The sequence below is a fragment of the Bradyrhizobium sp. STM 3561 genome, assembly GCF_045571455.1.
Taxonomy (GTDB): Bacteria; Pseudomonadota; Alphaproteobacteria; order Rhizobiales; family Xanthobacteraceae; genus Bradyrhizobium; species Bradyrhizobium vignae.
On record NZ_CP120695.1, the window covers coordinates 183,265 to 204,042 of the forward strand.

The 20,778-nt window shown below is 59.1% G+C and carries 13 protein-coding genes and 2 pseudogenes; 8 read left to right on the forward strand and 7 right to left on the reverse strand.

From position 1 onward, the window contains the following. Positions 1–38 precede the first annotated feature (38 nt). From P6U28_RS00795 to P6U28_RS00805, 3 genes are all read left to right on the forward strand, one after another. Positions 39–1,586, forward strand: coding sequence for an ABC transporter substrate-binding protein (locus tag P6U28_RS00795; protein ID WP_407121443.1), 1,548 nt, complete (start codon positions 39–41; stop codon positions 1,584–1,586). After that, positions 1,583–2,392, forward strand: a complete 810-nt coding sequence (locus tag P6U28_RS00800) for a phosphodiesterase (RefSeq protein WP_407121445.1) — start codon at positions 1,583–1,585, stop codon at positions 2,390–2,392. The genes P6U28_RS00795 and P6U28_RS00800 overlap by 4 nt, the downstream gene beginning before the upstream one ends. A gap of 970 nt (positions 2,393–3,362) precedes the next feature. Next, a complete protein-coding gene (locus tag P6U28_RS00805; protein WP_407121447.1) occupies positions 3,363–4,916 on the forward strand; it encodes an asparagine synthetase B family protein in 1,554 nt (517 codons plus the stop codon). 140 nt (positions 4,917–5,056) lie between these two features. Here P6U28_RS00805 and P6U28_RS00810 read toward each other — a convergent pair whose 3' ends face one another. The 3 genes and pseudogenes from P6U28_RS00810 to P6U28_RS00820 form a co-directional block, all read right to left on the reverse strand. Continuing rightward, a complete protein-coding gene (locus P6U28_RS00810) occupies positions 5,057–5,680 on the reverse strand; it encodes a CDP-alcohol phosphatidyltransferase family protein (protein WP_407121448.1) in 624 nt (207 codons plus the stop codon). Between the two features lie 260 nt (positions 5,681–5,940). Beyond that, entirely contained in the window at positions 5,941–6,735 is a 795-nt protein-coding gene (locus P6U28_RS00815; protein ID WP_407121450.1) for a phosphocholine cytidylyltransferase family protein, read from the reverse strand. Between the two features lie 136 nt (positions 6,736–6,871). Then, positions 6,872–7,740 (reverse strand): annotated as a pseudogene (locus P6U28_RS00820) (isocitrate lyase/phosphoenolpyruvate mutase family protein). A gap of 602 nt (positions 7,741–8,342) precedes the next feature. On the opposite strand from P6U28_RS00820, the gene P6U28_RS00825 reads away from it, so the two are divergent. Both P6U28_RS00825 and P6U28_RS00830 read left to right on the forward strand, forming a co-directional pair. Further along, positions 8,343–8,552 carry a response regulator transcription factor gene (locus P6U28_RS00825; RefSeq protein WP_407121451.1) on the forward strand — a complete coding sequence of 70 codons (210 nt, stop codon included), beginning with the start codon at positions 8,343–8,345 and terminating at the stop codon, positions 8,550–8,552. Between the two features lie 1,329 nt (positions 8,553–9,881). Beyond that, the gene (locus P6U28_RS00830; protein ID WP_407121453.1) at positions 9,882–10,088 is read left to right on the forward strand and encodes a cold-shock protein; all 207 of its coding nucleotides are present in this window, start codon (positions 9,882–9,884) and stop codon (positions 10,086–10,088) included. A 646-nt stretch (positions 10,089–10,734) separates the two neighbouring features. On the opposite strand, the gene P6U28_RS00835 is transcribed toward P6U28_RS00830, so the two are convergent. Both P6U28_RS00835 and P6U28_RS00840 read right to left on the reverse strand, forming a co-directional pair. Beyond that, entirely contained in the window at positions 10,735–11,538 is an 804-nt protein-coding gene (locus tag P6U28_RS00835; protein WP_407121455.1) for a S1/P1 nuclease, read from the reverse strand. 23 nt (positions 11,539–11,561) lie between these two features. Then, on the reverse strand, positions 11,562–13,520 hold the full coding sequence (locus tag P6U28_RS00840; protein WP_407121457.1) for a phospholipase D-like domain-containing protein: 1,959 nt from the start codon (positions 13,518–13,520) through the stop codon (positions 11,562–11,564). A 321-nt stretch (positions 13,521–13,841) separates the two neighbouring features. Here P6U28_RS00840 and P6U28_RS00845 point away from each other — a divergent pair. Then, positions 13,842–14,134: pseudogene (locus P6U28_RS00845) on the forward strand (transposase); the annotation flags it as partial. Positions 14,135–14,960: 826 nt separating this feature from the next. Then, a complete protein-coding gene (locus P6U28_RS00850) occupies positions 14,961–15,314 on the forward strand; it encodes a hypothetical protein (RefSeq protein ID WP_407121459.1) in 354 nt (117 codons plus the stop codon). 196 nt (positions 15,315–15,510) lie between these two features. Here P6U28_RS00850 and P6U28_RS00855 read toward each other — a convergent pair. Further along, a protein-coding gene (locus tag P6U28_RS00855; protein ID WP_407121460.1) for an IS3 family transposase occupies positions 15,511–16,696 on the reverse strand; the annotation gives its coding sequence in 2 pieces (ribosomal slippage) (positions 15,511–16,444 and positions 16,443–16,696; 1,188 coding nt in all). 926 nt (positions 16,697–17,622) lie between these two features. After that, complete coding sequence (locus tag P6U28_RS00860; RefSeq protein WP_407121462.1) at positions 17,623–19,071, reverse strand: hypothetical protein; 1,449 nt, start codon at positions 19,069–19,071, stop codon at positions 17,623–17,625. Positions 19,072–19,244: 173 nt separating this feature from the next. Between P6U28_RS00860 and istA the strand changes: the two genes are divergently transcribed. Continuing rightward, positions 19,245–20,777, forward strand: coding sequence for an IS21 family transposase (gene istA, locus P6U28_RS00865; protein WP_162500572.1), 1,533 nt, complete (start codon positions 19,245–19,247; stop codon positions 20,775–20,777). Position 20,778 lies beyond the last annotated feature (1 nt).

The following is a 20,778-nucleotide window of genomic DNA, read 5'->3' on the forward strand; positions in this document are numbered from 1 at the left end:
AGCTGTTTGCGCTCTTTGCTCTCAAGAAAGGACGTCCCATGCCCGGCCTGAGTAGAAGATCCCTGCTGAAGGCTGTTGCGCTTGGAGCTGCGGTGCCTGAATTGGCTTTCGGCCAATCAGGGCGACCCAGGATCGTCGTCGCTGTGCCGACGCAGCCTGACTACGCGGACCCGGTGATGCTCAACAACACGCCGGCGCTACGGATGCTCTCGAATGCGTTCGACGGCCTGCTACGCATCGACTTTAGCGACAACATGGCCGTCAAACCAGCCATCGCGGAAAGCTGGCGACGTATCGACAGCACGAGCGTCGAATTCACGCTCCGCCCCGGTGTCAAGTTTCACGATGGCTCGACCGTAACTACCGACGATATCGTGTTTTCGCTTGGCAAAGAGCGAAGGCTCGGTCCTACCGGGATCGGCAATACGATCGCCTCGCAATACCAGCAGAGCATCGCCTCGGTGCAGGCGACGGGACCGAGCACAGTCCTTGTCACGACAACGATTCCTGATCCCGCGATCGACAAGAAGCTCGCCGCTTGGAGTGCCCAAATCGTCAGCGCAGCGGCCTTTCGCAACGCCGGCAGCTGGGAAAACTGGTTCAAGGCGCCAATCGGCGCTGGTGCGTATCGTGTGATCTCCAATCAGAAGGATGTCAGTCTGATCCTCAAGTCTCACGATGAGTATTGGGGCGGCCTTCCGCCATTCGCCAGCATCGAGTTCCGGATCGTTCCGGAAGTTGCTTCGCGGGTCAATGGCCTTTTGGCGGGCGATTATGATCTGATATCGGATCTGCTGCCGGATCAGTTCGAGTCCATTGAGACCTCCCGGTTCGATGTTGTCGGGGGTGCCATATCCAATCTGCGCGTGCTCGCGATCGATACGACCGCTCCATGGCTATCGGACCGGCGTATTCGCCAGGCGCTGAGCCTTGCGATCGATCGCGAACTCATCATCGCGCAGCTCTGGCGAGGACGGATCGATGTTCCCCATGGGGCGCAATATCCGATGTTCGGGGACGTCTATGACCCTAGCTTTCCTACACCTGCCTACGATCCCGACAGGTCACGCGCGTTACTGCGCGAAGCCGGCTACAATGGCGATCCAATTGCCTACCGTCTGCTCAACAATTGGTATCCAAACCAGGTGCTGACGGCGCAAATCTTGGTGCAGATGTGGAAGGCTGTCGGCGTCAACGTCGTGCTCCATCAGATGGAGAATTTCAGCCAGGTCTACACAAAACCATTGAGCGCGATCTGGGATGAATCCTTTCTGCCATCCTGGCCCGACCCGACCTCCATGGTCTGGCGTCAGTACGGCCCAGGCGGCGGCCTGCACGCCCTAAAGATATGGGATTCGCCGCAGTATCGGTCGATCGGCGCCGCTTACGCGCAATCAAGCGATGGCCAAGAGCGCAAGCAGCTCGCCCGAGCTGCCCTCAAGATCTTTGCAGAGGAAGTACCCTTCATCATCCTGCACAACAATGGCGCTTTCTACGCCAAGCGCCGGAAGCTTGCCTGGGAGCCTTATGCTGCCCTGGTTATGGATTTCGGGCCTTTCAACCCAGCAAACAGCGCGAGACAATGAAAATCATCCAGTTGACCGATCCACATCTGGTCCCGAGTGGAAGCCTGCTGCGGGGGATTGACCCGCAGGCCCGTCTGCGGGCTTGTCTTTCCGAGATCGAAATCTACCATTCCGATGCGGCAGCGCTGGTCATCAGCGGCGACGTCACCGATCGGGCGGATCGAGCGTCCTATGAACTGTTCCGAGATGTCGTGGCGGAGTTCTGCTTGCCTCCGCTGCATATCACCGTGGGTAACCATGATCATCGCAGCGTATTCGGCGCGATCTTTCCAGAGCATCTGGCCGCTGACGGTTACGCCCACAGCAGATTCGATTTGCAAGATCATGTTGGTCTGCTGCTTGATACCTGGGCGGTCGGAACGCATGGCGGTGCGTTTGATCCTATGCGCCTCGAATGGCTCAGGACGCAGCTTGCGGAGAGCGATAAGCCAGTTTTAATGTTCATGCATCATGCGCCAGTCAAAGTAGGGCTGAAGCGGCTCGATCAGATCGCGCTGCAGGGCGAGGATGAACTTTGGGATGTCATCGCCCCGTTCAGCTCGCGCATCCGCCACATGTTCTTTGGCCACATGCATCGAAATGTCGCCGGCTCCTGGCGAGGCATCCCATTTACAGTCGCGGCCGGCCTGACCCATCAAGTCATGCTGGATTTTCAGACTGACATCGTCCGCCATATCGAGGTCGAGCCATACTTCAGTATCATTTTGGTCAACGGCCGCGACGTCGTGGTGCATCCCCACGCGATCCGGGACGCCAAGATCATCGACATCATTCCGGACACGACACGTCCGTCCTGCTCTCCGTGACAATTCCCGAGGAAGCAGAGGTTGGAGCGAGTTTGATGCCGCTTGTAGAGGGCAAATAGTCAAATCAACGTCCCCTGATGCGGCTATGGACATGGCCTCCCTGTTATTTGCCGGATGATCACCGGCCGTTGACGCCGCGGCATCCGCAGGCTCTCCGGCTTTGGGCGCAGTGGACGATTCCATCATACAAATTTATGACCGAAGTTGCTATTCGGACAGATCTTGGATGGTCCCCGTCCGGTCGGAAAAAGCAGTCACCAGAGCCGATGATGACAGCCAAACCTGTCGAGGACGCATGTCGAACCGCATTGGCGCTACGACCCGATCCGGTAAAGTCCAATCCATGCTGCATCTGATAGCTAGATCAATCACCAGCATTGGTAGTTGGCTTATCGCTGCGAACCTCGTCTGATGTGTCTGCGTCCGCCAGACGCGCAACCGGTCCGCCTCGGCTTTGAATCGGCGCCATACCAGCTGGACATCCTCGCGACCCTTTTGCTCTCGCAAGCGTCAGATATCTAGAAATGAGGGGCTTAACCGCGCTGTGATCATGAGCCTTAGTTCTTTGATCGGCATGGTCGGCTCGGATCGGGGATCCGATCAAAGGTTCTGTCACTGTGACCACGATCTGGAGCCGAGTAGCGTGGATGCTCATGAACGTGAGCTGCCATGAGCACATCAAGCCCGATCGATCCCGATAACATTGGCTCGCCTTGTAGCTGTCTTTCACCATCGGCCGAGCGAGATCTTTGATGAGCAGCATGTGCGGATTTGTGGGTCGCATTGACGGATCGCTGATGAGACGAATGGGACGGCTGCTCCCGCAAGGCGGATCAGAGGTTCACATTTGGGAATGTGGTCCGGCGCACTTCGCTATCCGTGCTGGCTCTGGTGGTGGCGTGGAGCGTTCGGGCAGTACGCTGATTGCCTCTACGGGGCATCTGCTTAATGCGGAGGGGGGCCACTCTCCGTGCATGACGTCGCGGAGGGCTATCGAAGACAGGGCATCCAGTTTTTTGACGACTTGGATGGACATTACGCGATTGCCGTCTGGGATGCCTCGCTTTACAGTTTGGTCCTGGCCCGTGACCCGTTCGGGGTGATGCCGCTCGTCTTTGCACAGGGAAAGGGCTGGACCGCCTTTGCGACGCACTATAAGGCGCTTCTTGCAGTATCACAGATCAGCTCCGCACCTGACCTGCCGGCGATCAATACGTTCCTTTACAACGGTTGGGCCCCCCCTGGTCGAACCTTTTTCAACGACATTCGGCCAGTCTTGCCCGGCAGCGCCGTCATCATCGGCGTAGAGGCGCCGAAAATTGTCCGCACAAAGCCCCGGCCTTGCGAATACGAGGTGCCGAGCCAGCCCCGCTCGCCCAAAGCTGTCCTGGAAGCGGTCGAAAGATCTGTTAATGCATATGCCCATGACGCAACCGGCAGAATTGGCGTGTCGCTGAGTGGCGGCGTCGATTCGGCGCTCATCGCGGCTCTGCTGCGCAAGCGCCTACGTGGAGCGCGGTTGTGCACTTTTACGGTCGGACACGGCGAGTCCGATCCGGATATTGCTGGTGCGCGACAGACGTCGTCGGCTCTCGGAACCTGTCACCACGAGATCATCGTCAGACCGAAAGATCTGATCGAGCTGCTGCCGAAGACAGTCTGGTGCTTGGAAGACCCAGGTGGCTATGATGAGTTCCCGCAGCTCTATGCGTTGGCGCGCGGGGCGGCCGGGAAGGTCGACACGCTGTTTTCGGGAAATATGTGCGACACACTGTTTGCAGGAATGCCCGCGCATCGCCGACTATGGCTTGGACGTCATGTGCCCGGCGCCAAAGGGCTTCTGCGCGAGCTGCGCTCTGCGGAGTGCGCGGGCACGCTTCCAGCTTCTTGGCTGGCCCGTGCGATCTTCCATGCAACGAAAGGCAGGCACCCTTTGCCAGCGCCGTGCAAAGCCGGTCAGAACCAAAGCCGCCTGGCGACAGAAGAAATGATCTTTGTTGATGAAGACGCGCCGCTTTTTCGGATGTTGGGCTCAGCATTGGCTTCATGGGACAACAGGATGGGGGCGCAGGAGGTGCTCGCGGCGGAGTTTGGCCTCAAATCTTGCATGCCTTACGCCAGTAAGCACCTGATAGATCTAGCGCTCCGAATCCCGGATCGCCAAAAGGTTGGTCCAACTCAAGTGAAGGCGATTCTCCGCAAGGCTGCGCAGCTCGTTCTTCCGCGCGTCGTCACGCACAGAAAGAAGTATATTCAACAGTTTCAGTATGACGCCGACATGGCCGATGTGATGGACGATTTGTATTCGCGGCTGTTCGCCCCGCGCAGGCGAGCCCGAGTTAGGATCGTCAACCTGGCAGATGTGGAGCGCCTGCTGAGACGCGGAAAGCGGCCCTACAAGCCTGTCGAAGTTCGTTGGCTTTGGAATGCGATAACAGCGGAAATCTGGGCGCTGCAATTTGTCGACCGTCGTGAGGACTTTCTCGGTGATGCGAGGAGGGATATCGGACCAATCTCACTATAGCCAGAGGAAGGCGATCGCAGCTCGGCCGGCGGTGCTTCCGGCACGCGACCTCTCGTTGTTCTCCCTCTTCCCAGCGCCCGTCTGCGCTGGAGCTTCGGCTGGGCAAGGGGTGTCCCTTGCGCCGGCACGGGACGGCTCGCTTAGCTGGGAGTACACAAGCTGATCGCTACCAGGGCCACCGAAAGCGCGATCGCTCCGATCGTTGCAATTGGAATTGCGCGGCCCTGTATCGCTGGAACCTGCACAAAGGTGGAGACGTAGAGAGCAGAAAGTGCTGTGAAAGCGAGAGCCAGGACTGTCGGGAACAATTTGGCCCAGATGAGTGGCCGAACCAGCAACATCACAGCCAATAAGGGCGTACCATACGAAACTGGAATTCCGATGAACTTCGCGTCAGCCGTTAGGCCGACATTTTCGAAATAGCTCAGCCTGATCGCACCCGACACGACGAGCAGGAGGCTGGCGGCAAACGAGATTCCCGAGCCGTCACCCACAAGGATGATAATGACGGCCGGAAACCAGACCCCATGCACAAAATCGGCAAAGCCATCGAAGCTTTTTCCGAACTCAGCCATTCCCGGCAGACGCATACGACGGCTCTTGCGAGCAATGTGCCCGTCCCAATGATCCAAAAACCATGTCCAAAGCATCGCGGCAGCGCCGAGCTCCGGTCTACCATTCAGGGCTAGGAAGACGCCGACAACTGCGAAGACATAGGAGGAAGCCGTGATCGCATTTGCACGATCAACCAGGTATCCAATCATTCTTTGCTCCTGCTGTTTTCTATGTCCACTTGACGAGGGTGCCTTGCTGCGTCAACGCCAGTCCGCCCGTGTCCTTCGGAGCGTAGATTTCTCCTTTCGATTGCAAGCAGGTCATTTTGTCATCAATTGCAATCAACAAATCTCGTACCGGTTGCCTAGGCATCGCTTTCTCGAGCCCGTGGCTGGCTTCGTACCTATTGCCCTTGATCGGATGAAGCAGGTCGATTGGCTTCGGCTCCGGTGTTCAAGTGGGCAATTTCTCACTCATTGTCTAAACTCGGTCGCTGCCGCAATACCGGCCGGCTCGCGAAGATGGTTTCGGCGATCTGCAGATCGACGGGTGTGTCGATCTCGTACCACTTAAGACCATCGCATCGGGCTGCCGCAAGCTGCAGTCCGCGCCGTTCAATCAGATAGGCGAACAGTTCTTCAGTGTAGGCCCGCGTCGCGCCGGAGCCGATGATCTCGTTGAGCGCTGGAACAATCATGGTCCTCAGAGTTGAACCCGCGAACCGCATCACATTGAGTGTTTTAAAGAGGGGCGGACGGTCGGCGGGGCGGCTTGCCGAGGTTTGCTTCATCCGGAACGCGGAAATCAGCCCGCTATCCGACAGCAAAACGGCGGATCCTTCCATCATTTCGGTAAAGGGAGCTACGGCTGCGGCATCAGGAGCCTCGCCCATCAAGCAGCGTAGAACATTCTCCTCGAAAAAGACGTCCGCTTCGAGCAAATAGCAGTCGCCAGACAGAAGTGAGTCTCGCGCGAGCCACAGCGAATAGGCGCTTCCGGTACGCTCGAATGCGGGGGTCTCGAGATAATTGATCTGCAGCGTGCCAAAGCGCTGGCCGCACGCGTATTGAATGGCGTCCTTTCGATAGCCGACCACGATAGTGACGTCTTTCACGCCGGCTATGTCCAGATTACGCAGAGCATTGAAGAGGATAGGCGTGCCGTTGACTTCGACCAAAGGCTTTGGACGCAGATCTGTCAGCGGTCTCAGGCGCGCGCCGACACCAGCTGCGAGAATGACGGCCTTTTTTGGCGTATTGCTCATTGTTTGTTCGCCCCAACTAACAAGGCGTATCGATTTCGCTGCAAAGCGTCAGGTGATGTGCGTATCACCTCTGTGAGATTCGAACCTAAGGTCCAGCCCCTGTTGGCCAAAGCAGAGTGAATGGGGCCAAACAAACTCATTGCTGCCGCTTATTGGGATGAAGGTACCGCTTCTCAGCCCTGTCGAGCTCATCGCCGTGGAGTATGTCAAACACCTCTTCGAGGTAGGCGATATCCGGCTCAATCTTTGTCGCGTTCTCCTCAGCGAAGAGGCGGTCGCAGAGTTGCCGCATCGCGGTGACCGCGGCTCGCATGGAAGGGTTGCCCAGATGACCGTGGAGATGCGCGCATCGCGGTAGGCAGAGACTGGCGTTCGAAAGTACGTCGTCGGAACAATCACGACAGGGAGCCGGTACCGCCACTCGGTCACGAACGAAAGTATCTCGTCCGCGGTACTCTTTCGCGAGTGAATCAAGATTGCATCGGCTCCCGCGTCGGCATAAGCGTAACCACGCAAGATAGCTTCGTTCAATCCGCGCCCGGCGATCAGCGCTTCGATCCTGGCCACGAGAACAAGGTGTTCACCGACCGTATCCTTCACAGCCCGCAGACGACCTGAGAATTCATCGATATCGGCGAGCGGATGCCGTTCACCAACGAGCGAGTTCAGCTTCGGGAAGCAGCTGTCCTCAAGCGAGACGCCCGCCGCGCCAGCCTGATGAAGTTTGCGTGCGAGGAGGCGAGCATTGTTGAAATTACCGAAGCCGCCATCTCCGTCAACGAGCACAGGGAGCTCTGTCGAATCCACTATGCGTTCGACGCTCTGGACGAGCTGGGTCCATGAAGCTTCATTGGCATCGCGATAGCCGAGCGAACTGGCAATCGAGAAACCAGAGGCCCAGAGCCCCTTGAATCCTGAGCGCTGGGCGATCGTGGCAGACAGGCCATCATGTGCTTCCATCAGAAAGGAGAGCTCATCATTCGAGCAGACCTGGGCGCGAAGCATTTCGACAGGCGACTGCCGAGCGCATTGGCGACCTGCCGTAAGCCGAACGGCTTGTGGTTGATGCTGCATGCCAAAACCCTGCAAGCCGATCCTCGATTGCTGCCAACGTCACTGTTCATATCTTTTTGGGGGAAGGCCGATCAATGACCAGCATTGGTAGTTTTTTGAGACGCGCGGACTTGCATAATTGCGTAGGAGTGGCGCTGAGCGCGACACTTTCGCTATCGGTTGATTGGGTTCGCTAAAGGCTGCAAAGAAGGGTCTTGCTTGCAAATGGATGACCTGGGTTCGCGAGCCTGGTCCTGCAGCGCCCAGGAGAATTCTCCCGCTTCTTGGCGGGGAGGAGTGCTTAGTGAAAGGGTGATATCCGGCTCATTAGAGTTGGACGCAATATCGACAGCCACGATTGTCGTAATGCTGATGTCGTGTTTACGACACATGTCGCAAGCCCATCAACAGGGCTGCAGTGGGATGGCGGCCTCGCGCGAATGTCGCGGCAATCGCCGAAGAATGTGTCCTGCCTCGCCGGTGTTTGCCGGCGCCACTGAGTGGCATTGCATTTGCTGACGCCTCTCCTGTTCTGTCGAGTCCAGGAGAAAATCATGGCGGATGTGCAAGAGGTTGTGCTGTCGGAACGTGAAAGAGAGTGTTTGCGATGGATCGAGCAGGGGAAGTCATCATGGGAAATCGGTGTCATCCTGAACGTGAGCGAGAACACCGTCAACTTCCATGTCAAGAATGCGATGCGAAAGTTGGAAACGACCAGCCGGACGCAGTGCGTCGTCAAGGCGCGGCGCTTGGGGCTTATTTAAAGTTGCCGCTCATACAGATCTAGCAAAATGTAAGCGGCGACTGCGGGTTGCTCTGGCGGAATGACGAAGCGAATGACGCGGCCGCGGCCGTAGAGCCATAATATAGGCGCTGTTACTAAGAACTGGGCGTGCTTCTATTTCGTCGTCGATCGTCACGGGGCGCCGTGGACCACTAGACGAGGTGAGACATAACGCTCTTATCACGGCGCAGGGCCCCCCTGATAGGGCTAAGTTGCGGGCCGCGACAGCTTGAAGGACGCTTCTCTGCAGGTTTCTGCTTGGTATTCGGATGTCCCGCTGAAGCATGCACAGGGCAGACTCCGGGCAGACTCCTGGGATCTGCCGGCTCCGGCAGTTTCACGCGATCGTGCTCGCGGACAAGAGCCCAGTGCCCGCGAGGACTGCGACGAAAAGCATAGTACCGCGGACGACAGGCTTCTGTAGCAGGACAGATGAGCAATCCGGGTCTTTGGCGCTGACGCGGTTCTTGCGCTGGCGCAGGCCCGCATGATGACCGGGAACGTTAACGAGCTGTCACGACATGATGCGAGCGGTCCATGACCAAAATGGGAGTACAACGTCTTATTGCTATCCGTAACGACGCTGATGCGAGTGGTGGCGGCGCCACCCGGCACGCTGCTGCCCATTGATCGCTCCGGTCCGGAAAGCGGCGCATGCCTCTCTGGCCGCAACAGCACTGCTAGGGAAGAGTTCGCAGCGAGGGGTGCACTAGCCTCGAGCCGGCCCGGATGATCCGTCAGCAGCGGGCATTCTCGATCGAAAATCTCGCCAACATGACGAGCGGATAACTTGCCCAATGCGCTTCCTTCAAGATTGTGTCGGCAGACCTGCTCGTCGACAGGGCGCGACGCGCAGTTGACGTCCAAACACGAACAGCCAAAGCGCAGCCCTGCGGGCGTCTTCGTGCTAAGGAAAAGTATGTCAGGTAGCTTCAATGCAGGAATGCGCGAATTGATAATCCTGCTCCAGGCCCGCAAAGGAGTTCACGGCCGCCCTGTTGAACGGGGATGAAAAGCATTTGCTGGCTGTGGATGAGCGCGGCATGTTCGAGACTCGCAACTCTTCTGTAAGCCGGTGGGGGCGCGACGAGTGAAGCGAAGGTCAAAACGTTATCTGGGCTGAAGCCTTGAGGCGAAGTGTCGTCGACGTCTGGCCGCTTTTGTCCGTTGCACAATGCGGCCGCAGCTACACCACGCGATAAAAAAGAGCACGTGACCAGCGCAGCGGCGCTGGGCGTCTCTTGCCGACCGTCTTGATGGCCGGGAGACTCTTCGCTAGATCACAACGGTTCACTATGGAGATGCCGCCATGGCAATGGGTATTGTGAAGTGGTTCAGCTCGACCAAAGGTTTTGGGTTCATCAGGCCTGAGGACGGAGGTCCCGATGTCTTCGTGCACATCAGTGCCGTCGAAAAGGCCGGTTACACCACCCTCGAAGAGGGGGCCCGGGTAAGTTATCAGCTCAAGGCCGGGCGTTCGGGCAAGATGTCAGCTGAGGATCTCCGGGTTGGCTGATCCGACTCGCCTCCGGAAACCGCTCCCTGCAAAGCGTGTTCTCGCACTGTCCGGCAGCGCCTTGTCACAGCGCGGCTAAGAATGCACGGCTGCTCCCCTGTCCAGGCGTGATGCATGTAGCTCATGAAGGCGCTCGCACAACCGAGTTCGTCCGTTATGGACCATACTGGCCGGCTGCGCTGCGGTTGCAGGTCTATTTCTGCTACGCTGATGCCATGAGCCTTCGAGGGTTGGTGTAAACAAAGCCGCATTCGCTCAATGCCTGCGGCGGCCTTTCTTCGTCGATGACATAGCTGGACTGTGAGTCCTTCAGCGTGACGAACGCGGCGGTGCGGGCAAGCAGATCCTTCGGCAGTTGGCTTGACCACGGCGCGTGCTCCTTTCAGTCCTGAGCGATGAACCCGTTCAGCGCAGAAGTCCTGAAAACGAGCGAAACAAATTTCCGGCGTGCCGGGAAGTTGTTGCGGACGCGATGCGGGGCCGAATTCTGTCGCTCGCCTACGAACTGGATGTCGGTATCGACGGCATCTACATACGAGACCTTAGAGACGCCATCCGCAAGCATTTCGGCCCTCGTAGGTTCTTCGTAGCTCTGCGAGATGCCTAAACCGTCGGATACGTCGGGCAAGCATCCCGTCTGTCCCTGCTAATCGGCAAAGAGCTTGTCCAGAAGATGCGCCAGCCGTACTCCAGCTTTAAGAAGACGCTCGCGCACCACCGCCGTATTGGCGGCGATGTAGGCGTGATCGATCTCGACGTGAGTGCTGTCGGGCTTCTTGCATGCCCCCGATTGCAGAACGCAATAGTGCGTCTTGACGTCTTCCGTGATCGCAAAAGACTCGTTGGCCCAGTCGCGCGGATCGGATTGAACCCATTCCTCCTTCATCGCCGGCGTCAGCGTATCGATAAGATCGGACGCAGCCGTCGATACGTCCGTGCCCACGGCCTTTATGACCAAACATGTGTCCCAGGTTGCGTGTAACACGCCGGAACATTGACCACTTACGCTAATGTCGTTTCCGCCCCTGTCGTCTGCGAACGAGACGTGCAAGGGCTGGTGGATGTCTCCGACCCAATGTCCGAGAAATTTCAGAGCGATAAGGCGGTCTGCCGGCTTCCCCCTGGCCCCGACGACAGCCGAGTCATTTTCGATTGCGCTCAAGGCGCACGGGATCGCCCCTGGGCAACCTTCCGGCGGTAACTCGTGCGCCGTGCGCGGCAGGTTTACGAAATGCTCCGAGGCGCGCTTGCGCGGATGATCCGGGTAGACGCACGACTCGCTGAATGTGTCATATTCCTGGTCGTTGCGAACCAGCTTGCGGATTGCCGCCCGAGTGTCGACCGTCGCCAGCCGATAGGCTATTTCGCAAACAATCTGATGTCCTTCATCTCCCCACGCGCAGGCCCGGTCTGTGAGCGAGACCAGCGCGATGAACAAAATCGCAATCATCCGCATATCATGGTCCTCAGATATCAGCTCTTTCGAGCCGTTCGCTTCCTGGGGGTCTTTGCTTTGGCCTTTGCTTTCTTTTTCGGAGCGGCTTTTTTCTTGGCCCTTTTCTTCACGGCGGCTTTCTTCCTCGCGGCCGCCCGCGCAACAGGCACTGCGCCATCCTTCGTCCCCTTGGAACCGCGCACGCCCTCGCCGGCGAAGACGTCCGGGTCCTTGGCGGCCTCGGCCTGCCAGGTCTTTTGGGGATTGGCGAAGAACATTTCGCGCCGATGGCTTTTTGCCTTGGATGGATCGAAATAGTCGTTCGTCCATTGATCGCTGTCATCAAGCAGACCGAATTTCGTCTGGCCGCCATGCTTTGCGATGTCATTTGCGGCGTCGCGTGAGTAGAAGTGCCGGAAAATGCGATCGAACTCCGTGAGGTAGATGTCCGCCACTCGCGTATTCCCGCGGATCAGCAGCATGTTCTCATCGTTGGACTTAAGGGATTCGCCGGAAAAATTTGCCGAGCCCGTGAAGACGAGTGGATCATCCGACAAGGGATCGACTAGCAAAAACTTGGTGTGAATGAAGAAGACGAAGCCTTGCGAATTCTTGCGCTCCAACTCCTCTCCCAAGAACCACTCTTCGATCTTGAAATGGGGGATGGGCACCCATTTCTTCGTCTTCTTGCCGTCCTCGTCATGTCCGTCGGCCTGCTGGAACTGCGTCTTGCCGAGGATTGCTCCGTATGAAAACAGCAGATCTGCCGGATTGTTCGCCTGGGCTTGTATCATTTCGTGTGTCGGGGGACGTTCGAGCAGGATGAAGCGCATGGCGGGGCCGTGCTTTGCCATCGGTCCCAGGATATCCGGATCGACGGTGAAGGCTCCGGTAAACATCGCGCTGGTGGCGGCATCGCCCGCGCGGGCCCCGTACCAGTTCAACATGCGGTCACTAGGACGCGGCGAAAAGGCGAGCGTCGTCCCCTTGTCGATGACGTTCCTGGGATTCGGCGAGAGCGCAAAGGCGTTCGCATGCTGCTCCTTTGAGTCGGGGTTCTCGGACAAGCCGTTCCAGAGTTTCAGGTAGGTTGCAGCGACGCCCTTGTCCGTAACCAAATGTCCGACGTTGGTCTGCCCGAGGAAGCCCGACGGAGTGAAATTCGTTGAGCCGGTCCAGACCGCAACAGGCGTGTTGTTCTTCTCCAGATGCACGATGAACTTGTTGTGCGGCGTCTTGGGCCGGGTCCGTTCGAACAGGATCTGTTTGCTGCCTTTCTTTGCAGGAAGCCCCGAAGTCTTGATCGCCTTCTTGTTTGCGGTGGTTGCGTGATAGATGATCTGAACGTCAACGCCGCGCTTGATGGCCTTGATCAACGCCTCATGGATGCGCTGGTAAGTGAACTCATAGGCGCATACGCGCAAGCCATCGCCCTCCGGCGTGTTCCCAATATAATCAAGGCAGGCCTCAAGTAGCCCACGCGACAGCCACGCCACCTCCTTGTTCGCTGGATCGTTATAGTCGGCGTCGGTGAGAGACTTGTTGCCGAATTGATCCGCGAATGCCTGGCTGGCGATCGCGCCGCGATTGAACCAGATCCCATGCCGCCCATCATCGGTTGCCTCGGTCTGGATATCGAAGGCAACCGTCTCGCGCGCTTCGAGCGCGCCCGGCCGGCCGTACATCGCGGTGACTTCGAACCTGTATTTTGTCGCCGGTTGCGCCTCATAGTCCGACCATAGAAAGCTCTGCACGGGGCTCTCGTTAGTGGGGAAATGAATGGCATGACCGGTCGGTTGCGTTGGCGCCAGACTCGGGAATGTCTTCATTCCCGTCAGCCACTCGCCAGGCTTGTTCCCCACCGAGCGTTTGAACGCGAACCCCAGGAGACCCTTACGATCACTGTCCGACATGTTCAAAGCGATAAGAATCGCGCGCGTCCCCGCAAAGGCTGCCACCTGAAGCTTGCCCGATTTCGACGATTTCTTTAAGCGCATAGCGCATTCCCCCAAATGGAATGATAGTGCCTGTCCTGTGCGGAGATGATCGGTTGTGCTGGTAGGCCCGAGGCCGAGCGGCAAACCCTCTGCCTTCGCATCAACAAAAACGAGTAATGACTTTAAGTTGTGCGCTACTGTGAGGACATGACACTGCAGATGTCAACTAAGACACGAACAAAAATTTCCTAGGTGTGAGCCCCCAGCGATCGGTGCGCGGCGGCGGTCGCCACCGGCCCTAGCAGGCTGTTGAAGAAGTCGGTAGCGAAGCGTTTCGCATCGTGATTCTCTAGGACCAGGATTTAGCTGCTGGGGGGGACGATGCGGGGGAGTGACGAACGGTTCGGCTCGCTTTTGAGTTTATGTGGACCTGGAGGTTCGACTTCGCGTCGACCAGCCGCTACGGATGATCCGAGACTTGGCGAATGCGGCGCTGGGCGACCTTTCTGGGGACTTCGGCAAGCTCTATACGGACTTCCGTCGCCCCTCGATCGCGCCGGAGAAGTTGCTTCGGGCGATGCTCCTCCAGGCATTTTGGGGGGTCGCTCGGAACGGCATCTGATGGAACGGAAGAGTTCGATCTTCTCTTCCGCTGGTTCGTTGGGCTTGGGGTGGCAGGGCCAAGCACGGCCAACGCATGGGCGCGGCCGCGCTCACGGTCGGATCGACGTTGAGCCTGCTAGTGTCGGCAAGCGAACCGATCGGAGCTGGTGGAATCGATTAGCCTGCGGAGCAGGGCGCCAATACGAGGAGCGACTGTTGGAGACCTACACTCTCGTAGTTGACGGCATCGCGATCATCGCCTTCGTGGTGCTGATCGCTCGACAGCGACCGCGTCGGCGCGCCGAGGGCAGACGACCCCGCTTGGTAAGGGGCGCGATTAAGGGCTGACGGATCCGCACGGCTTACGGGTTACGAGGAGTGCCCATACCACCAATTTTGGAGCACGTGCCCGTCCCAACATTGATGGGTTTTTGGGCGAAGCCGATCGAGGCGAACACTCTTGGACGGAAGCCGTCGATGCGGCGCATCAGCGGAAGGTCGTCGATGCCATCCCGACCGAACCCGCTTCACGGGGGGAATGAGCGTTCTCTCTGCGCAAAACGCGCAGACAGACGGTCCCACTCTAATTTTGCCAGTTCCATGGTGGGAACCATACAGTAGCTTCCCTGTCCCATCTCAGGGGATGGGGATGGATCTCTTCAGGCCTCGGAAGATCGCTGAGGCGCGGACAACTCAACGCGGCGTTGTCGTTCTGTGGCGAGACGCAAGAGATCGTCCGGGTGATCGAACTTGAGGCCGATTTTGTCGGCTTCAACCGGCACAAATGGATCGGCGCGCCGATAGGGGGGCCTTCCTCTACATCTGAAGAGAGCGCCTCCCCGACATCGACCGCGGCATGGGCGACGAGGACTTCCCGGAGACCGATATCCGCATGCGGTGCATACCGGCACGGTCAATTTTGCCACCGTGCTGACGGTGCCTGCGGCGCTCGCGCTCCACCAAGAGATCGGAGCGCCCGCGAAACGGTCGTTCAATGACGTCGAGATCCTCGCGCCTGACGAAGCAGACCTCTACGGCGCCATTACGTCCTTTCGCATTCAGGCAAGACGAACAAGCCCGACAACGACACCGCTGGCGCAGCTCAGGGACAGCTACAACGTGTTCACCGTGCTCCGGGGTGTCGCCAAGGGGCAATGCATCAGCATGACGCCTGCGATCTATACCGAGGAGGCGGATCTCGACCGCCTGGTGGAGGCGCTCGCCCTCATCACCGGCACGAAGGCGGGCTGAGGCGCGCCGGCCATCCACTAAAGGCCGCCGCGTCATGGCCGGGAGAAGCTCGAGGTGAGGCCGGGAGCGACTCGGCTTTACTCCCCAGACCGAGTTGAAGCAACTTCAACAGTAGCTCCGCCGGATTGGGAAAGAGTGTGCAGGCATTCGGTGGCCATGCTACGCTGCAGATGACCATTGACCTGCCCCTGAATTTTCATCCGGCAGCGGTTAGAGTCTCGGAGCTTTGTACGCCAAGTGGCGCGGTTGGAGCAACGGACGATCGGCGGAGCTGGTCGGGGTTGCGTAGCCGATCGTCCGTTGCGGTGAGGTGGGCGGCATAAGCCGCGGGGGTCATGTATTTCAGCGACGAGTGAGGCCGCTGAAGATTGTAGTCGGCAACCCAATTGGCGATCTTGGCGCGGGCATGGTCGAGATCGAAGAAGAGAGTCTCGTTGAGCAGCTCGTCACGCATCCGGCCGTTGAAACTCTCGACGAAGCCGTTCTGCATCGGCTTTCCCGGTGCAATGAAGTGCCAGTCGATAGCTGCGTCCCTGCACCAGGCGAGCATGGCATTGCAGGTGAACTCGGTGCCGTGGTCGGACACGATCATTCCTGGCTTGCCGCGTCGTTGGACGACGGCCGTCAGTTCGCGAGCGACGCGTCGTCCTGAGATCGACGTATCCGGAATGGCGCCCAGACATTCCTTGGTGACGTCGTCGACGATGTTGAGGATGCGGAAGCGCCGACCGTTGGCGAATTGGTCGTGGACGAAATCCAGCGACCAGCGCGCGTTGGGCATCGCCTCGACTAGGATCGGGGCACGGGTCCCCACGGCCTTGCGGCGAGCCCGCCGCTTGCGGACGGTGAGCCCTTCTTCCCGATAAAGCCGGTAGATCCGGTTGATCCCCGATGGCTCACCCTCCCGCCGCAGCAGCACGAACAGCCGGCGGTAGCCGAAACGCCGCCGCTCGTTGGCAAGGTCACGCAGCCGGCCACGGAGAGTCGCGTCCGGAGGACGGCTGGAGCGATAGCGGATCATCTTCCGATCCGCTCCGACAATCGAACAGGCCCGCCGCTCCGACAGGCTCATGACGGCCTGCAGATGCGCGACCGCAGCGCGCTTGGCGGCGGGCCCTACCATTTTTTGAAAGAAGCTCGCGAAGGGCGGCGGCGTCGAGCATCTGCTCGGCTAGAAGCTTCTTCAGCTTCGCGTTCTCGTCCTCCAGCGCCCTCAGCCGCTTCGCCTCTGAAACGTCCATGCCGCCGAATTTGGCCTTCCAATTGTAGATCGTTGCTTCCGAGACTCCGTGCTTGCGAGCCAGGTCGGCCGTCTTTGCCCCAGCCTCATGCTCCTTCAACACTGCGATAATCTGCTCTTCCGTGAACCTTGCTCGCTTCATCTGTCCGTCCTTCTTCGGGCCGGACTCTAACTCCATCTGGAGGAAATACGCAGGGGCAGGTCAGTAGGTCGCAGCTCTGGATCAGCGCTCAATCGGCGCATAGCGGTCGAGCTGAAGGATCGGTCCCTCCTGGCGTCCAGCTATTTTTCGAGCTAGTGAAAATCAGCGAAAGTCTTGAAAATAAGGGCGTTTTCGATTGTCGCCGGGAGACGGAAGGCGCGTCGGAAACTCGCCGGGCCCTATTAGGCCCTAGTTCACAGCTTGATGGCGCGCGGTCTGTGTGGTGCCGAGCCCTGCTGCCCGACGCAATCTTCGCTAGTCCTGTAGACAATGAATTAGGCGGACCGCCTCCACTAGGCCCGAGGCGTACTCAGCAACTGCCACAGGTAATCGGGAGCGTCCGACGGCGGGGGTGCTGCAGACACCATGACAAGAACAAAGAACATTGCCGCGCCGAAGTGGCGTCCGCAGGGGTCTGCGGACACTACCCGTCTTTCCTCACCAAGGAGCCAGTTCCTGCTGCTCCGGCAGAGTCCTCAGTGACCGTTTTTTTATTAGACCGACCAGCGCCAGACGTCCTGGCACGTTTGAGAAAATCAACAGGGTTGCTATACTGTTCGTAAATACGAACGGCTTGATCACCCCAGCCCTTTTCCCGCAATTTTCTCGGGTCTAGACTCCCAACCCGGTCGGCGCTCTCCTCCGGCTCAAAGCCTACCGCGCCACCGCCAAGTTTCACAACGCGCATAGAAGCATCCTTCAAGTAGCCCAGCGCCCACTTATACAACGGGGAACACTAGGGCAAGTTTCCATCTTTGAATTGTGACAAAGATCACGCTGACGAATCATTAATGAATCAGCACAGCCATCTCATCAAAACCACCTTTAGGCATTAAGAACCTTCGTTGGGTTTTATCCAACTCTTTTTATCCAACTCTTAAGGCTTCAAGAATGGCTAATGCGTGTACCTGTACGGCCGAGCGGAGTTCTCTCCGCAGGTCCTCAGCCGCTTCGACATCAGGCTCAGCTAGCGTCGCTATCTGTCGGGACTCGGCTGCTGATCCGAAAGATACCGCACCGATAGTTGCCCAAGGCGGCGGACGACGATGGTCTTGATAAGTAGGATGGTACAACGGAAGGGCCACAACACACGCCATTTCGACATCGTCGGCATCGGTTTCGTACGGATGGTGGACTGGCTTGACCAGCGATTCGCCTGCCCAAGACTGGCCCCACGCGATCATCCGTCGTTGCTGAAACGCCGCCCCTGCAATCCCTTTTCCCGAGGTTACTGCGAAGTTAGAGGGTAGTTTGGAGGCCGACCAAGAGCGGTAGCTCAAGGCGGGACGCAACGCGCCCAGCGTATGATCATAAGCAAATATCACCACTGCCCACTTTTCTCGAGTGTTGCGAAGTCGGAACAGCCTCTTGAGAACGCCCAAGAGCACGTCAAACTCTTCTGCCGCTTTCGCGTCGGCGACCGGGTCATGCGTCAGAAGAAGGTTCTGAAATCGGCGAGTCTCGCTTGCGATGCCACGGATCGGCTTGTCCGAGGGAAGCTTCCATCGAATCTCATAAACATAGCCAACCATTGGACGCTCAACTTCTAAGCGCCATGTCCTCGTCGACGCCTTGTACTGCAAGCGCTCCTCATCCAACGTTCCAATGTCGACTACGGGAGGCGAAGTGCCGGCCTTCACGTCACCCCATTTGTTCACTTCGTAGTCAGGAAAAGAAGCAGGCCGAAGACAGCGAATGTAAGGCTCAACGCCGTTCAGGCTCTCGGGAAGTTTTACACTGAGGCGCAAACATTTAGTCGGAAACAACACGCGCAGCCCAATCCACTCCTCTTCCCATTCTGTCTTCTTGTCTTTCTTTAAGCGAGCCTTCTCTTCGGCTTCCCATTTGGTCATCTTGATGGAGTTGGAGCACGCGTACCGAAACCCGTAACTGGTCGCGTCGCCATTGCGGCGCAGGCCATCACCGAATTTGACCCAGCAGTACTTGACGTTCTCTTTGTCGGGGATATCTGTAGCGCGCTCAACTTCAACGCCCCGTCGGTGAGTGGCCTCATCAGGCGTCAAGGATTCCTCTACAAAGCTTCCATCCGTTGGAATTTGGATCGCGACTAGCCGCTGCCGATACGGGTCAATATCGCCCCCATGCAGCCGCAGCTCCTCAACCGAGTGATCGACCCACAAGTCGCCATTTTCTGTGACCTCGAATGCAGAGGCGCGGACGTCACATCGGATTGGATGACGTTCCAAAGCGCGAGCGAAAGCTCTCCGCTTCACCGCCGAGATCGGCTCCTTGTATCGACGGATGCGGATTCCGATCGATGTCGCCCAGGAATCCGAGATGATCTCGCCCACCATTCCGATTTGAAGTCGCCCACCCGTTCCGAGATGATGTCGCCCACCATTCCGGGATGATGTCGCCCGGGTATCGCAAGAGCGAACCCGGGGTGACGAGACCTCTTCTGGCTCCCATAGGGTCAACCTTTCGGCTTTGCGAAGGGGGACCCTGGATGCCGACGGAGAGGCTTGCGATGCGCCGTGTGCGCGATGTGATCAGGATGAAGGCGGCTGGGCTGCCGAGCCGCGAGATTGCTCGGCGGTTGGGCGCGGCGCCCTCGACGGTGCGACTGACCATCCGGCGGTTCGAGGCCGCAGGCCTGAGCTGGCCGTTGCCCGACGAACTCACGGACGCGGCCCTGGAGGCCCGCCTGTTCGCCAAGACCGGCAACGGTAACCGGCAGGGTCATCGCCGCATCGCCGAGCCCGACTGGGCGGCGGTGCACCGCGAGCTCAAGCGCAAGCACGTGACGCTGTCGATCCTGTGGGAGGAGTACATCGGCGCCGAGCCCGGCGGATACCGGTACTCGCGCTTCTGCGAGCTTTACCGCGCCTGGGAGGGGCGCCTGTCGGTGACGATGCGCCAGGCGCACGCGGCCGGCGACAAGCTGTTCGTCGACTACGCGGGCGACGGCGTGCCGGTGGTGGTCGACCGCCTCACCGGCGAGCGGAGGACGGCGCAGATCTTCGTCGCCGTGCTCGGCGCCTCGAGCTTCACCTACGCGCAGGCGACGTGGACGCAGGGGCTTGCCGACTGGATCAGCGCCCATGTTGGCGCCTTCGCGGCGATCAGCGGCGTCCCGGCGCTCTTGGTGCCTGACAACACCAAAGTCGCAGTCATCAAGGCGAGCCTCTACGACCCGCAGATCAATCGCACCTATGCGGAGATGGCCTCGCATTACGGCACGGCCGTCTTGCCGGCGCGACCTCGCAAGCCGCGCGACAAGGCCAAGGTCGAGCAGGCCGTCCTCATCATCGAGCGCTGGCTGCTCGGCCGCCTGCGCCACCGCGTCTTCTACAGCCTCGCCGAGGTCAACGCAGCGATCGGCGAGTTGCTCACCAGGCTCAACGAGGAGCGGCCGATCCGGCGGCTCGGCGTGACGCGCCGCCGGCTGCTCGAGGAGATCGACCGGCCGGCGCTCAAGCCGTTGCCGGCGAGCCCCTACGTGCTCGCCGAGTGGCGGATCCGCCGCGTCAGCCTCGACTACCACGTCGAGGTGGAGAAGCATTATTACAGCGTTCCGCATCGCTTCGCGCGTGCCGAGGTCGAGGTGCGGTTCACCGCCCGCACCGTCGAGATCTTCCACAAGGGCGAGCGGATTGCCGCGCATCAGCGCATGAGTGGCAATCACAAGCACACCACCGTGCCGGAGCACATGGCCTCCAGCCATCGGCGCTACGCCGGCTGGACTATCGGGCGTATCCGTCAGGACGCCGCCGCGATCGGGCCGGCAACCAGCGCATTGTGCGACCTCATTCTCGACGAGCGCTCGCACCCCGAACAAGGCTTCCGCGCCTGCCTCGGCATCCTCAGGCTCGCCGCCTCCTATGGGCGCGAACGGCTGGACGCGGCGGCTGCGCGGGCGATCGACATCGGCGCGCGCACCTATGGCTCGGTCAAGTCGATCCTCGCCAACAATCTCGATCGGCGTCCCGCTCACCAGCGCTCCGCGGACGATGCGCCGATCCTGCATGCCAACATCCGCGGACCGCGCTACTACAATTAGG